At 63.6% G+C, this 14,019-nt stretch carries 10 protein-coding genes; 4 read left to right on the top strand and 6 right to left on the bottom strand.

Annotated features, from left to right (window positions below; all coding sequences use genetic code 11):
• Window positions 1-72: 72 nt before the first annotated feature.
• The 4 genes from APH28_RS21635 to APH28_RS21620 are packed head-to-tail and all read right to left on the bottom strand — an operon-like array spanning window position 73 to window position 1,951.
• On the bottom strand, window positions 73-540 hold the full coding sequence (locus APH28_RS21635) for a VUT family protein (RefSeq protein ID WP_060512569.1): 468 nt from the start codon (window positions 538-540) through the stop codon (window positions 73-75).
• A 46-nt stretch (window positions 541-586) separates the two neighbouring features.
• Window positions 587-790, bottom strand: coding sequence for a DUF1289 domain-containing protein (locus APH28_RS21630; RefSeq protein WP_060512568.1), 204 nt, complete (start codon window positions 788-790; stop codon window positions 587-589).
• Window positions 783-1,307: a gamma carbonic anhydrase family protein gene (locus APH28_RS21625; RefSeq protein ID WP_060512567.1), complete on the bottom strand. Its 525-nt coding sequence runs from the start codon at window positions 1,305-1,307 to the stop codon at window positions 783-785. The genes APH28_RS21630 and APH28_RS21625 overlap by 8 nt, the downstream gene beginning before the upstream one ends.
• A gap of 44 nt (window positions 1,308-1,351) precedes the next feature.
• Window positions 1,352-1,951 (bottom strand): CoA pyrophosphatase, encoded by a 600-nt coding sequence (locus APH28_RS21620; protein ID WP_060512566.1) that lies wholly within the window; start codon window positions 1,949-1,951, stop codon window positions 1,352-1,354.
• Window positions 1,952-2,077: 126 nt separating this feature from the next.
• Here APH28_RS21620 and APH28_RS21615 point away from each other — a divergent pair, with 126 nt between their 5' ends.
• The 4 genes from APH28_RS21615 to APH28_RS21600 all read left to right on the top strand — a co-directional run bounded on the left by APH28_RS21615 (window position 2,078) and on the right by APH28_RS21600 (window position 9,598).
• A complete protein-coding gene (locus APH28_RS21615) occupies window positions 2,078-2,629 on the top strand; it encodes an NUDIX hydrolase (protein WP_060512565.1) in 552 nt (183 codons plus the stop codon).
• Between the two features lie 18 nt (window positions 2,630-2,647).
• Complete coding sequence (locus tag APH28_RS21610; protein ID WP_060512564.1) at window positions 2,648-3,202, top strand: murein L,D-transpeptidase family protein; 555 nt, start codon at window positions 2,648-2,650, stop codon at window positions 3,200-3,202.
• A gap of 161 nt (window positions 3,203-3,363) precedes the next feature.
• Complete coding sequence (locus APH28_RS21605) at window positions 3,364-5,043, top strand: ShlB/FhaC/HecB family hemolysin secretion/activation protein (RefSeq protein ID WP_060512563.1); 1,680 nt, start codon at window positions 3,364-3,366, stop codon at window positions 5,041-5,043.
• A gap of 28 nt (window positions 5,044-5,071) precedes the next feature.
• Window positions 5,072-9,598: a hemagglutinin repeat-containing protein gene (locus APH28_RS21600; RefSeq protein WP_060512562.1), complete on the top strand. Its 4,527-nt coding sequence runs from the start codon at window positions 5,072-5,074 to the stop codon at window positions 9,596-9,598.
• A 104-nt stretch (window positions 9,599-9,702) separates the two neighbouring features.
• Here the strand turns inward: APH28_RS21600 and APH28_RS21595 are convergent, their stop codons facing one another.
• Window positions 9,703-10,014: a hypothetical protein gene (locus APH28_RS21595; RefSeq protein WP_060512561.1), complete on the bottom strand. Its 312-nt coding sequence runs from the start codon at window positions 10,012-10,014 to the stop codon at window positions 9,703-9,705.
• A 3-nt stretch (window positions 10,015-10,017) separates the two neighbouring features.
• Window positions 10,018-13,917: a phosphoribosylformylglycinamidine synthase gene (gene purL, locus APH28_RS21590; protein ID WP_060512560.1), complete on the bottom strand. Its 3,900-nt coding sequence runs from the start codon at window positions 13,915-13,917 to the stop codon at window positions 10,018-10,020.
• Window positions 13,918-14,019 lie beyond the last annotated feature (102 nt).

Here is a 14,019-nt window from a genome sequence, read left to right as displayed (position 1 = left end):
GTCCTCGAAGGCGTCCGGGGCCGCGCCAGGCTTTGGCACGGCCCGCTGAAAAAGGACCCGTATTCTACACCATCAACCCGCGACAGCGGCCCGCCGCGCACGAAATGCCATGGCCAGCCATACGGCCGTGACACCGGCGAATTTCGAGGCCATGGCGGTGCCGATCACCGCCGGCGTCAGGGCGCCGATCATGCCGAAGAAGATAAAGGTGTCCACCGGAATGCTCAGCGCCGAGCTCAGCCACAGGCGGTCACGCAACGGCCGGCGGGTGATGCTGAACACCAGCCAGTCGATCAGTTCGGAGACAAAGAAGGCAGTGGCACTGGCCAGGGCGATGGCCGGCTCCGAGGTGGCGTACGACAACACCAGCGCCAGCAGCATGGCGATCAGCGCGCCGTGCCCGTAGCGGGTCTGCACCATGTCGCGCAGGATGAACACCAGCCCGCCCCAGCAGGACCAGATGATGTCCAGGTGCGGGGCGCTGGAGAAGGCGTAGTTGATCAGCACTACGCTACTGATATAGGCAATGAGATAGAACATGGCGAGTGATCTGTGGGCAAGCCGCACAGATTACTTGATTTTGCAGTCAGTGCCCAATAATCAGCCCTGCAGCCACTGCCCGCTCATGGCAAAGCTTCAGCACCGCCCGACGCTCGGTATTGTCCATCCGTCCCCAGCGGCCGATTTCAGCCACAGTGCGCTGGCAGCCGGTACAGATATCCTGCTCGTCCAGTGCGCAAATGCTCACGCACGGCGAAGCCACCGGCCGCTCAACAGCAACGTCACTCATCGTCGACCACCAGCTCCCGCGCATAACGCTCGGCATTGTGCACATAGTGCGCGGCGCTGGCCTCGAGCAGACGCATCTGCTGCTCGGTCAACTCGCGCACTACCTTGCCCGGCGAGCCCATCACCAGCGAGCCATCAGGAATTTCCTTGCCCTCCGGGATCAGCGCGTTGGCGCCGATGATGCAGTGCTTGCCGATGCGCGCGCCATTGAGGATGACCGCATTGATGCCGATCAGGCTGTAGTCGCCGACCGTGCAGCCATGCAGCATGGCGTTGTGGCCAATGGTCACGCCCTTGCCCAGGGTCAGTGGGGAGCCCATGTCGGTGTGCATCACGGTACCGTCCTGGACGTTGCTGCCCTCGCCGATGTCGATCAGTTCGTTGTCACCGCGCAGCACGGCACCGAACCATACGCTGGCACGGGCCTGCAGGCGCACTTTGCCAATCAGCGTGGCGGTGGGTGCGGCCCAACTGGTGGGGTGGCAGTCGACCCGATGGTCGCCCAGGCGGTATTTCATGTTCGCTCCTCAGAGGTTCACGCAGACGGCGGGGTGTGCCCCGCTCAGATTTCGATGTAGCGCTCAGGGGGTTGATGCAGGCTGATACCGGCGTCATACAACAGGTTGACCAGCTCGACGATCATGATCGCCGACAGCCCCCAGATCTTGTACTCGCCATAGCGATAGCTGGGTACGTACCAACTGCGGCCCTGATAATCGATGCGGTGGGTGTGGTCACGCGGGTCCTGACGGAAGAATTCCAGCGGCACGCTGAAGACTGCCGCGATTTCCGCATCGTTGGCACGGTATTCGACGAAATCCGGGATCAAGCCGACGAACGGGGTCACTTTCAGGCCGTGCAAGGAGATCAGCGGGCTGAGCGGACCAATCACCTCCACCAGGCCAGGCGGCAAGCCGATTTCCTCCTCGGCTTCACGTAACGCGGTATATACCAGGTCCGGGTCTTCCGGGTCGCGGCGGCCGCCGGGAAAGGCGACTTCGCCGCCGTGGGTCGACAACCCCTTGGCACGCAAGGTCAAAACCAGCTCGGGCGCTTCGCTGCGGGTAATGGGCAAAAGGACCGCCGCCTCGGGGAACCGTCGGTCGGTTTCCAGTGAAGCGGGTTGGTGGTTGCTCATACGGCGAAGTAGCTCGTCCAGCATTGCGCACTCTCGTTTCCAAGGCCTGCCTTGCATGATGCACCAAAGCCGCGAAGCACCCAAGCCCCGCACGCTTGCGGCAGCACCGCCTGGCGCGCCAAGATAACCCGGTCCATAGGGAAGAAAAGCATGAAATTCTGCAGCGCATGCGGCCAGCCGGTCATTCAAAGGATCCCCGAGGGCGACAGCCGCCTGCGGTTCGTCTGTGAGTATTGCCAGACCATCCACTACCAGAACCCCAACATCGTCGCCGGGGTGCTGCCCACCTGGGGCAGCCAGGTGCTGCTGTGCCGCCGCGCCATCGAGCCGCGCCGTGGCTTCTGGACGCTACCGGCGGGCTTCATGGAAAACGGCGAAACCCTCGACCAGGCCGCCCGTCGCGAAACCGTCGAGGAAGCCTGCGCCCGGGTCGGGGACATGGCCCTGTACCAACTGTTCGACCTGCCGCACATCAACCAGGTGCATGTGTTCTTCCGTGCCGAGCTGGCCGACCTGGATTTCGCTGTCGGTATCGAAAGCCTGGAGGTGCAATTGTTCGAGGAACACGAAGTCCCGTGGGGCGAGCTGGCTTTCCGCACCGTCACTCGCACACTAGAATGCTATTATCGCGACCGCATCAGGCAGCACTACCCGATAGGCCATGAATACCTGCCGCCGATGAACGTATCGCCCACCACTTAAGCTTGCAGGTACTGCTTCATGCGTTGGTTGTTCGCCCTTTTCTGCCTTTGCGTTACCACGGTGTCCCAGGCGGCCTTCACCGAAGTCATCATTCGCAAGCCGCAAGCGCCCGCGCCGGCCCCGTCGCAATCCCAGGCGGCCATGCAGCCGCTGATCGACAAGGTGCTGGTGATCAAGTCCGAGCGGCGTCTGCAGCTGATCAGCCGTGGCGAGCCGCTGAAGACCTACCGCATCTCCCTGGGCAAGCAGCCCAAGGGCGCCAAGGAACGCGAAGGCGACAAGAAGACGCCGGAAGGGCTGTACTGGCTGGACTGGCGCAAGGAAAGCGACCGTTTCAACCTGGCGATGCACATCACCTACCCGAACATCACCGACGCCGCCCGTGCTACCCGCGAAGGCTGGAGTGCCGGCAGCATGATCATGATCCATGGTACGCCGATCAACGATGACTACCCCGAGTGGTACTTCCAGACCCTCGACTGGACCGATGGCTGCATCGCCATGCGTAATCGCGACATGCAGGAAGTGTGGGAACTGGTCCGCGATGGCACCATGATCGAAATTCGTCCCTGATAGTCCTACAAGCAGATTGAGCTTGTAGGACCTTTCATACTTCCAACGCACACCTTCCCTACGTCATCCAGTGGCCGGGGACTGCATCCAACCGAAGGCATGAATTCTTAGCATCCACGCAAATGAGTACGTAATGCGTACGTCACTTGCGAGGGTGTTCCATGCCATGCCAAATGCACCATATTGCCAGCAGTCTGCTGATCTGCTGCCTGCCTGTGCTGCTGCTCGCCCCAACGGCTCGCGCTGATGACCCCGCCAGCCTGCAATTGCGCGACCAACAGCAGTCTCAACGGCATATCGAACAGCAGCAACGCCTCATGCGCTGGCGGCAGCTGCCCTCACCGGAAGATCATCCGCAACACGCTGCAACGGCGGTCGACAGCCACTGCTGGAAGGTGACCGGCGTGCGCGTTGTCGGCAACCAGCAACTGTCGGACCAGGCCCTGGAACCCACACTGCGCGATCGGGTACGGCCCTGCATGGGCGTCGGCGAGATCAATCAACTGCTCAAGGCCATCACCGCGCGTTACATCCAGGCAGGCTATCCAACCAGTCGCCCCTACCTACGCCAGCAGCCGCAAGATGATGCACCGCTGGAAATTGTCATCGTCGAAGGGTTTGTCGAATCGATCGAACTCGCCGACCCTGAGCTGCCGCTGTCCCTGCGCGGCGCCTTTCCAAATGTGCTGGGGCAGCCACTGCACCTGCCCGATCTGGAACAGGGGTTGGACCAGCTCAACCGCTTGCGTGCCTATGACCTGGGCATGGATTTGCTGCCTGGCGAATTACAGGGCGGAACCCGGGTACTGGTGCAGCCCCGCAAGGTCGGCTCACGTTGGCACCTGGACAGCCGCCTGGACAACCGCGGCAACGAGCTGACCGGCCGCCACCGCCTGAACCTGAGCCTTGGCCTGGACAGCCCGCTGGGGCTGAATGACGACCTGCGCGTTTCAGTGCTCACCAGCGTCTTACATGCCCCCGGTCAGAGCCGAGGTATCACGCTGTACTACAGCGTCCCTTACGGCCCCTGGACCTTTGCCCTCAACGCCAGCGAACTGAACTATGACGCGCCGCTGCCCCACAGCCGGCAAGCCAGCAGCGGCAGCAGCAGCTACCAGGGCCTGAGCCTTGAGCGGGTGCTATGGCGCAATCAGCAAGGGATGCTCAGCACCAGCGTACGGATGGACCGTAAGCAGCTGATCAATCGCAGCGCAGGCGCCGTTGTGACCCAGCAGAGCCCAACACTCACCAGCGTCGAAGCGGGTATCAACCTGCTTTGGCTCGAAAGCGGATTATGGAACGGGTATGTGGGCGTTGCCCAAGGCCTGGACTGGTTCGCTGCCGATGATTCACCCCTGGGCGTGGAACGCCTGCGCCCGAACTTTCGAAAGTACCGCGCCAGCGTGTTGCATCTGCGCCAGGGGCCGGCATACAACCCTTGGCGCTGGCAGAGCGAACTGGCCCTGCAGTACAGCGACGACGCATTGCCCGCCGTAGAGCAATTGCTGACCAGTGACGATTCGACGGTCCGCGGCTTTCGCTTGCGCACCTACTCCGGTGCCAGTGGCGCAGCCTGGCGCAATACCTTCAGCCAACCGCTGCCGGCCAGCGGGTTCCAGGCCCTGCAAATACGCCCTTACCTCGGCCTGGATGTCGGCTGGACCCGGCCAGCCAATGGTAAGCCCTCGCAGCGCCTGGCAGGCGCAGCCGCCGGCATCGAGCTGAGCCTGCCCAACACCCGCGTGCGCCTCGACTACCAACGCGCCCTCTACACCAGCGACCTGTCCCGGCACGGCCTGGAGCCTGGCTTCTGGGTACTGGAGTGCGCCCTGAGCATCTGATTCACCCCACAACAAAGAGAACGAGAACATGCAGACACTCTCGCAGTTACCCTCTACCCGCCCGGATACCTTGCGCTGGGCCATCTTTCTCGCCTTGCTCGGCCCGACCAGCGCGTTCGCGCAGGGTGGGCTGGAAGCCGCCACTGGCCCCGCAGGCACACCCATCATCAACAACGACCATGGCGTACCCGTGATCGATATCGTCTCGCCCAACGCCAGTGGCCTCTCGCACAACCAGTTTCATGACTATAACGTCGCCAGCCCTGGTGTGGTGCTGAACAACGCCCTGCAGGGAGGCCAGTCGCAACTGGCCGGCGCGCTGGCCGCCAACCCGCAGTTCCAGGGCCAGGCCGCATCGACCATTCTCAACGAGGTGATCAGCCGCAACGCCTCGTTGATCGAAGGCCCACAGGAAATATTCGGCCGCCCAGCCGACTACATCCTGGCCAACCCCAACGGCATCACGCTCAATGGCGGCAGTTTCATCAACACCACCCGCGCAGGGTTTGTGGTTGGTACGCCCGAGTTGCAGGATGAACAGCTGCGCAACCTCAACACATTGAACGCCAGTGGCACCTTGCAGGTGCTCCAGGGCGGCCAGAGCAATGCCGAGGGTGCCCTTGAGCTGATTGCGCCCAAAGTGGACCAAAAAGGTTTGCTCATGGCCAAAGGCGAACTTGACGTGACCGTCGGCCGCAATCGCATCGCCCATGCCGATGGCCAGATCCTCGAACACCTGCCGGGCACTACGTCGAGCATCGACGCCAACCTGTTTGGCGCCATGCGCGCCGGGCGCATTCGCGTGGTGAGCACTGCCGAAGGCGCGGGCGTACGCATGGGGCCGGTGGACGTCCAGGCGGATGACGGTATCGACGTCCAGTCGGCCGGCACCCTGACGATCAGCGGCGCAGGCAAACAGTACGCCACGCTCAATACCAAACACGGTGCACTGCGCCTTGGTGCCGCTGACGACCTTACGCTGCACAGTGCCGATGGCCAGGCTGAACGGATCGAAATAAAGGCAGGTAAAAAACTCACGCTCGATGCCGAAGCCCGTCGGTCGATCAACACAGACAAAGACAACTGGAACGAGAAGGCGCTGTTTGTCACCTATGAAACCTATGACAGCAAGCGCACCACCACTCAGACCCAGCAGCAAGGCACTCGTCTGCTGGCCCGCGACAGTGTGCTGCTGGAGTCCGGTGGCGACATGCAACTGGTGGCCGCCGATGTGAATGTGTTGGGTGAACTGACCCTCGACAGCGGCGGCGACCTGGACATTGCCGGCGGCCTGGACAGCGAGCGCATCGAAGAAGCCATTCGCCACCGCAAGCATCTGTGGCGGGGGGATCGCGATAGCGAGCAGTTCAAGGAAACGGCCAAGGCCAGTGAGTTGAATGCCGAACGCATGACGCTCAAGGCGAGCAATATCCTCAAGGTACGCGGCAGCACCCTGCAAAGCCGCGGCGATATGCAGATCAAGGCCGGGCAGGCGGAGATCAGCACGATGGCCTTGCAAGATACCCACATCAAGCGCGACTACCGGGGTGACTTGGTCTCCGGGGCTTTCTTTGGTGATCGTAAAGACAATGACACGCAGGGGCAGGCAGTTGCTGGCAGCCGGGTGATCGCTGGCGGAAAACTGGACGTGATCGCCGACCAGGTCACCATCAAAGGCAGTACCGTCACCGGCACCAAGGATGCTGTGCTGTACAGCCAAAAAGGCCAGCTGAAGATCGAGCCTGACCACGCCAGCAGCACCTCGACCGACCGTGACAGCAGCAGTCAGGTGTTCGGCCTGTTCGGCAGCGATAAGAAACGCACCAACCACAACGACCAGGTACTGATCAGCGATGTCTCCTCGAAAAGCAACCTGCGCCTGGCCAGCGCCGAAGAGTTGCGCATCCACGGCGCCAAGGTCGAAGCCGGTGCGCACCTGCAGGTCGAAGCCAAGGGCGACGTGCTGATCGCCAGCGCGCAAACGGTCAACGAAAGCGAAACCCGCAACCAGCAACGTGGTTTGACTGCCAGTGCCCGGCAAACCCAGGAAGCCGAAGACGGTAAGCCAGAGTCACGACAGTATGCGGCGGGCGTGGCCTATGAAGTGACCAGCAGCAACGAAAAAGTCCGCGACTCCACGCAGGTCGCCAGCGAACTCAAAGGCGCCACGGTTGGCCTGAGTAGCGAAGCACACTTGCAGGTCAACGGTTCCAAGGTCCTGGCCAGTGCCGGCGACCTCGACGTGAAGGCCCAGCAAGTGACACTGGGCGCCACCCGCAATGAGCGCGAATCGACCACCGGCACAAGCCAGAGCGGCGGCGGTTTGACCGTCACAGGCGGCATCGACCGTCTGGGCAGCCTGTTCGAAGGCCATCACAACAGCACGGTGGTGACCGAACGCGACAGCAAGGCCCAACGCAGCGAGCTGCAGGCCAGCGGCAACCTGAAGCTCGATGCTGACGAACTGGTTACCGAAGCCGCACGTGTCACTGCAGGCGACACCCTCACAGTCACTGCCAAGCGCATCGAGAACCGAGCCGTCCAGGATACGCACGAGCGTGAAGAAACCCGCAACGAGTGGTCAGGCAGCCTCGGCGCCAGCGTCGAATATCGCGACCTGACACGGCCGATCGAGCGGCTGGTGCTGGGCGAAGAAGCCGCGCGCTTCCAGCAGGCATCACCGGAGGACGCGATGGTGGCGCCCAGCGCCGGTGCCGACATGACCGTGGAACACCTCAAGCGCCTGGAAAACCAGCGCCGTGGCATTGCCCAAGTGAGCGAACTGTCGGGGGCGAAGGTCGAGGTCAAGGCCGACAAAATCGACGACCAAGGTACTGCCTGGCATGCCGCTGCCGGAAAACTGCACATCGACGCACAAGCGCACACCCTGCGCGCCGCCGAAAACACCCAGGAGGACAACGTGCAGCGTCTGGCCTTTGGCGGTGACCTGCGCATCGATACCAGCTCCGGCAGCGACTTGAATGCCCGCGGCGCGGGCGCGGGAGGCTCGCTGGACAAGCAAACCATCGCGAGCACCGCCGTGCCAGGCAGCCTTTATGGGCAACAGGGCATCCAGGTTCAGCTGGGAAGCGATGGCCGATACGAAGGCACGCGCATCAATGGCGGCGAAGGCGATGTGGTCATCCAAAGTGCTGGCACCCTGTCGCTGACCCAGGCCAACGACCACGCTCAGCAACTGAGCCGCCAGCTCGACGGCAACGCCTGGGCAAAGGTGGGCAACCGCCCCGGCAACACCGGCGTCGACGGCCGAGGTTATCTCGACCACGCGCAGCAGCAGTCACTGCAAACGAAAGCACAAGTGGCACAGATCGACACCAAAGGTGAGGTACATCTGAGCAGCGCGGGTGATCTGCTGCTCGAAGGGACACGTATCGGCAGCCGCGAGGCCAAGGTTGGCGATATTCTGGTGCAAAGCGACGGTCGCCTGCAGGTCAAGGCAGGCAACGACACCCAGCAGGCCACCGGCGGCAAACTCGGTGGTGGTCTGGAGTTGGCAGCCAAGCTGGGTGAGACCAAAGGCGGCGCCATTGGCGGCCATTTTGGCCACGGCAAGCAGGATGAAGATGCCCGCCAGGCGGTCAATGCCCAGTTCAGCAGCTCCGGCAACCTGACCCTCAGCAGCGCTGCACGTGAGGAGAAAGCCCTGCACCTGGAAGGCCTGCAAGCCTCTGCCGAGCGGATCGCGCTCAACAGCTCCAGCGGAGGGATGCTGATCGAAGCGTCCTCCAACCAAGAGCACGTCAACAACCTGGACATCACTGCCGGCGCCGGCTTCAACATGGCCAAAGGCACTACCGACACCCGCGGCCTGCATGGCCGCGCCAAGGTCGAATTGGACAAGCGCGACAACCAAACCTGGAACGCCAGCAATCTGCGCGCCGAAAGTATCGACCTGCAAAGCCGTGGTGATACGCGCATCGAAGGCGCCAGCCTGGAAGCTGGGCGCATCACGGGTGCGATCGATGGCGACCTGCGCATTGCCAGCCGCAAGGACAGCGTCGACACCCTGAAGGTGATGGGCGATGCACGCCTGAGCCAGGAGAAGAACCCGCAGGGTTATATCAATGCCGCCACCTCGCTGGCCGGGCCACTGGGTGGCAAGGTCCAGGAAAAAGCCGGCTCGGCCTTGAGCAAGGCTGACCCTGGCTTCTCGCCGACCCTCAGCCTTGAGGTGTCGCACGTACAGCGCGACACCGTGGCCCAGCAGGCGGCGCTGAAGGGCAGTGACGGCATTGATTTGAACGTCGGCGGTGATGCCCAACTGGTTGGCGCCCGCCTGCAGTCGGCCAAGGGCGCGGTCACGCTCGGTGCCAGCTCGGTCAGCAAGGAAACCCTCAATGGCAATGACTACCGGCGGGATGTGTCGATCGATGCGTCCAATTCGCCGGTGGATCTGGGCACGGCGATTGCCGAGATGGCCAAGGGCAAAGGGGCGGCGGATGGCGAGAATGCGCTGGACCTGGGGTTGTTGAGGACCAGTGGGCATAGCCGGAACGAGCAGTGGGTTTCCAGCGTGCAGGATAAGGCGCAATAGCCTGATGTTCGAGGTGAGGTTTGCTGGCTTGCGCCTGGTTGAAGCGGCCTGAGCAGGCCCGGGAGAGGGGGAGTGGCGTGTCTCACGACGCGCCTTGATGCGGTCTAGAACTCGGCGAGCTGCCAGACCTCATAGGCTGGCGTCTCGTACGGGTGGCTCTGCTTGAGGGCAGCGACGACCTGAGCAATCAGGTCGTCGGCCACCACCAGCTCCACCTTCCATTCCTCGACCACCTCGACCTGGCCGGCTTGCCCGATGAACGGCTGGCTGCCGTCCAACGGGCGAAACTGGCCCTGGCCCAGGGTTTGCCAGGCGCAGTGGTCGTAGCCGCCGATACGCCCGCCACCGGCGGCGAACACGGCGGCCTTGACCACTTCAACGTGGCTGGCCGGGACAAAGAAGGCGAGCTTGTACACGCCTTAGTTCACCCACACGCGGGCGTTGCGGAACATACGCATCAGCGCGGCGTCTTCCTGCCACTCATCCGGGCGCCAGGAGTTCTGCACGGCGCGGAACATACGCTCCGGGTGCGGCATCATGATGGTCACGCGGCCGTCGCGGCTGGTCAGGCCGGTGATACCACGCGGCGAACCGTTCGGGTTGGCCGGGTAGGCTTCGGTGACCTTGCCGTGGTTGTCGACGTAGCGCAGGGCCACACAACCGGACAGGTCGGCTGCCAGCAGTGCTTCTTCGCTGGCGAACTCGGCATGGCCTTCACCGTGGGCAATGGCGATCGGCATGCGCGAACCGGCCATGCCCTGCAGGAAGATCGAGTTGGACTTCTGCACCTCGACCATGGCCACGCGCGCCTCGAACTGCTCCGAGCGGTTGCGCACGAAGTGCGGCCAGTGCTCGGTGCCCGGGATCAGCTCGTGCAGGTTGGACATCATCTGGCAACCGTTGCACACGCCCAGGGCGAAGCTGTCGGTACGCTCGAAGAAGGCCTGGAAGGCGTCGCGGGCGCGGCTGTTGAACAGCGCCGACTTGGCCCAGCCTTCACCGGCACCGAGCACGTCACCGTAGGAGAAACCACCGCAGGCGACCAAGCCCTTGAAGGCTTCGAAGTCGACGCGGCCAGCGAGGATGTCGCTCATGTGCACGTCGATGGCAGCGAAGCCTGCGCGGTCGAAGGCAGCCGCCATCTCGACCTGGCCATTGACGCCCTGCTCACGCAGGATCGCCACTTGCGGGCGCACGCCCTTCTTGATGTACGGCGCGGCGATGTCGTCGTTGACGTCGTAGCCCAGCTTGACCGACAGGCCTGGGTTTTCTTCCTCGAGCAACAGGTCGAATTCCTGGTCGGCGCAGTCGGCGTTGTCGCGCAGGCGCTGGATCTGGTAGCTGGTCTCGGCCCACTGGCGCTGCAGCATGCGACGGTCGTCGTCGAACAGCACTTCGCCGTTGAGGCTGATGGACACTTCACCGTTGTTGATCGGCTTGCCGATGACCGCAACGCACTCTTCGCCCAGGCCAGCGGCGCTGAACTGTGCCAGTACATCGGGGGTGGCATCCTGGCGAACCTGGATGACCGCACCCAGCTCTTCGTTGAAGAGGATGGCGGCGACGTCGGCCTTGCTGTCGGTCAGCGGGTCGAGTTGCAGGTCAAGGCCGCAGTGGCCGGCGAAGGCCATTTCCAGCACGGTGGTCAGCAGGCCGCCGTCGGAGCGGTCGTGGTAGGCCAGCAAGTGGCCGTCGGCGTTCAGGCCCTGGATCACGGCGAAGAACGCCTTGAGGTCCTCGGCGTCGTCGACGTCCGGTGCCTGGGCGGCGATCTTGCCGTAGGTCTGGGCCAGGATCGAGGCGCCCATGCGGTTCTTGCCGCGGCCCAGGTCGATCAGGATCAGGTCGGTCTCGCCCTTGTCCATGCGCAGCTGCGGGGTCAGGGTCTGACGGATGTCAGTGACCGGAGCAAAGCCGGTGATGATCAGCGACATCGGCGAGGTGACGCTCTTCTCGACGCCCTCTTCGCTCCACTTGGTCTTCATCGACATCGAGTCTTTGCCGACCGGAATGGTGATGCCCAGTTCCGGGCACAGCTCCATGCCGACAGCCTTGACGGTGTCGTACAGGCGCGCGTCTTCACCCGGGTGGCCGGCAGCGGACATCCAGTTGGCCGACAGTTTGATGTCGGACAGCTTGTCGATGCGCGAGGCGGCCAGGTTGGTGATGGTCTCGCCAATCGCCATGCGCCCGGACGCCGGGGCATCCAGCAGCGCCAGCGGGGTACGCTCGCCCATGGCCATGGCTTCGCCGGTGTAGACGTCGAAGCTGGTGGCGGTGACGGCGCAGTCGGCCACCGGAACCTGCCACGGGCCGACCATCTGGTCGCGGGCAACCAGGCCGGTGATGGTGCGGTCGCCGATGGTGATCAGGAAGCTCTTGCTGGCCACGGCCGGGTGGTTCAGCACGCGCTGCACGGCATTGTCCAGGTCCAGCTGGCTCGGGTCGAAATCATCGCCCAGCTCGGCTTCGCGGGTGACCGAACGGTGCATGCGCGGCGGCTTGCCCAGCAGCACGTCGAGCGGCATGTCCACTGGTGTGTTGCCGAAGTGGCTGTCGCTGACGGTCAGGTGCGGCTCTTCAGTCGCTTCACCGACCACGGCAAACGGGCAACGCTCACGTTCGCAAATGGCCTGGAAACGCTCGAAATCGACGGCGCTCACGGCCAGCACGTAACGCTCTTGCGATTCGTTGCTCCAGATTTCGTGCGGGGCCATGCCCGGCTCGTCATTAGGCACGTTGCGCAGTTCGAAGCGGCCACCACGGCCACCGTCGTTGACCAGCTCCGGGAAGGCGTTGGAGATACCACCGGCACCGACGTCGTGGATGAAGGCGATCGGGTTCTTGTCGCCCAGCTGCCAGCAGCGGTCGATGACCTCCTGGCAACGGCGCTCCATTTCAGGGTTTTCGCGCTGTACCGAGGCAAAGTCCAGGTCAGCCGAGCTGGCACCGGTAGCCACCGACGATGCGGCGCCGCCGCCCAGGCCGATCAGCATGGCCGGGCCGCCGAGCACGATCAGCTTGGCGCCGACGGTGATCTCGCCCTTCTGCACGTGGTCTTCACGGATGTTGCCCATGCCGCCAGCCAGCATGATCGGCTTGTGGTAGCCGCGCACTTCTTCACCGTGAGGGGTGTCGATGGCTTGCTCGAAGGTACGGAAGTAGCCGGTCAGGGCCGGGCGACCGAATTCGTTGTTGAACGCGGCGCCGCCCAGCGGGCCTTCGATCATGATGTCGAGGGCGTCGACGATGCGCTCAGGCTTGCCGTAGGCCTGCTCCCATGGCTGCTCGAAGCCTGGGATGCGCAGGTTGGACACGGTGAAACCGGTCAGGCCGGCTTTTGGCTTGGCGCCACGGCCGGTCGCGCCTTCGTCGCGGATTTCGCCGCCGGAGCCGGTGGAGGCGCCGGAGAATGGGGCGATGGCGGTCGGGTGGTTGTGCGTCTCGACCTTCATCAGAATATGCACCGGCTCCTGCACCGCACCGTACTGGCGGGTTTCAGGGTTCGGGAAGAAACGGCCGGCGACGCTGCCGACGATCACCGAGGCGTTGTCCTTGTAAGCGGACAGCACGCCCTCGCTGTGCATCTGGTAGGTGTTCTTGATCATGCCGAACAGGCTCTTTTCCTGAGCCTGGCCGTCGATGTCCCAACTGGCGTTGAAGATCTTGTGGCGGCAGTGCTCGGAGTTGGCCTGGGCGAACATCATCAGTTCGATGTCGTTCGGGTTGCGCTTGAGACCCTGGAAGGCGCTGACCAGGTAGTCGATCTCGTCTTCGGCCAGGGCCAGGCCTAGGTCGGTGTTGGCCTGCGCCAGTGCGGCGCGGCCACCGGCAAGGATGTCGACCGAGGTCATCGGCTTGGGCTGGGCGTGGCTGAACAGGTCGGCTGCCTGCTCCAGCTTGGCCAGCACGCGCTGGGTCATGCGGTCATGCAGTTCGGCGGCAATCAGCTCGGCGTCGGCGTCGCTCAGGTTGCCGGCCACGTAGTAGGCGATGCCGCGCTCCAGGCGCTGGATCGACTGCAGGCCGCAGTTATGGGCAATGTCGCTGGCCTTGCTGGCCCACGGCGAGATGGTACCCAGGCGCGGCACGACCAGGAACAGGCGGCCGGTCGGCTCCTGTACCGGCACGCTCGGGCCGTATTTGAGCAGACGGCCCAGCACCTGCTGCTGGTCGGCGGTCAGCTCGCCGTCAACGTCGGCGAAGTGGGCAAATTCGGCATACAAACCAGTAACAGCGGGGACTTTCTGGCTCAGTTGCTCGAGTAATTTACCGTGGCGAAAGGCAGAAAGGGCAGGAGCGCCGCGCAGGATCAACATCGTCGGGACAGCCTCAGGAAGGGGTGTGCTTAGAGGCCGTGCATTCTAGCCTAATTCGACGGCTTTCGGCACCCGCTCTAAGCCATGACTGCCGGGCGGCGG

Origin of the sequence: Pseudomonas sp. NBRC 111124, assembly GCF_001320245.1 — a bacterium.
In the GTDB taxonomy this organism is placed as follows: Bacteria; Pseudomonadota; Gammaproteobacteria; order Pseudomonadales; family Pseudomonadaceae; genus Aquipseudomonas.
This window is presented reverse-complemented; position numbering and strand designations above follow the sequence as displayed.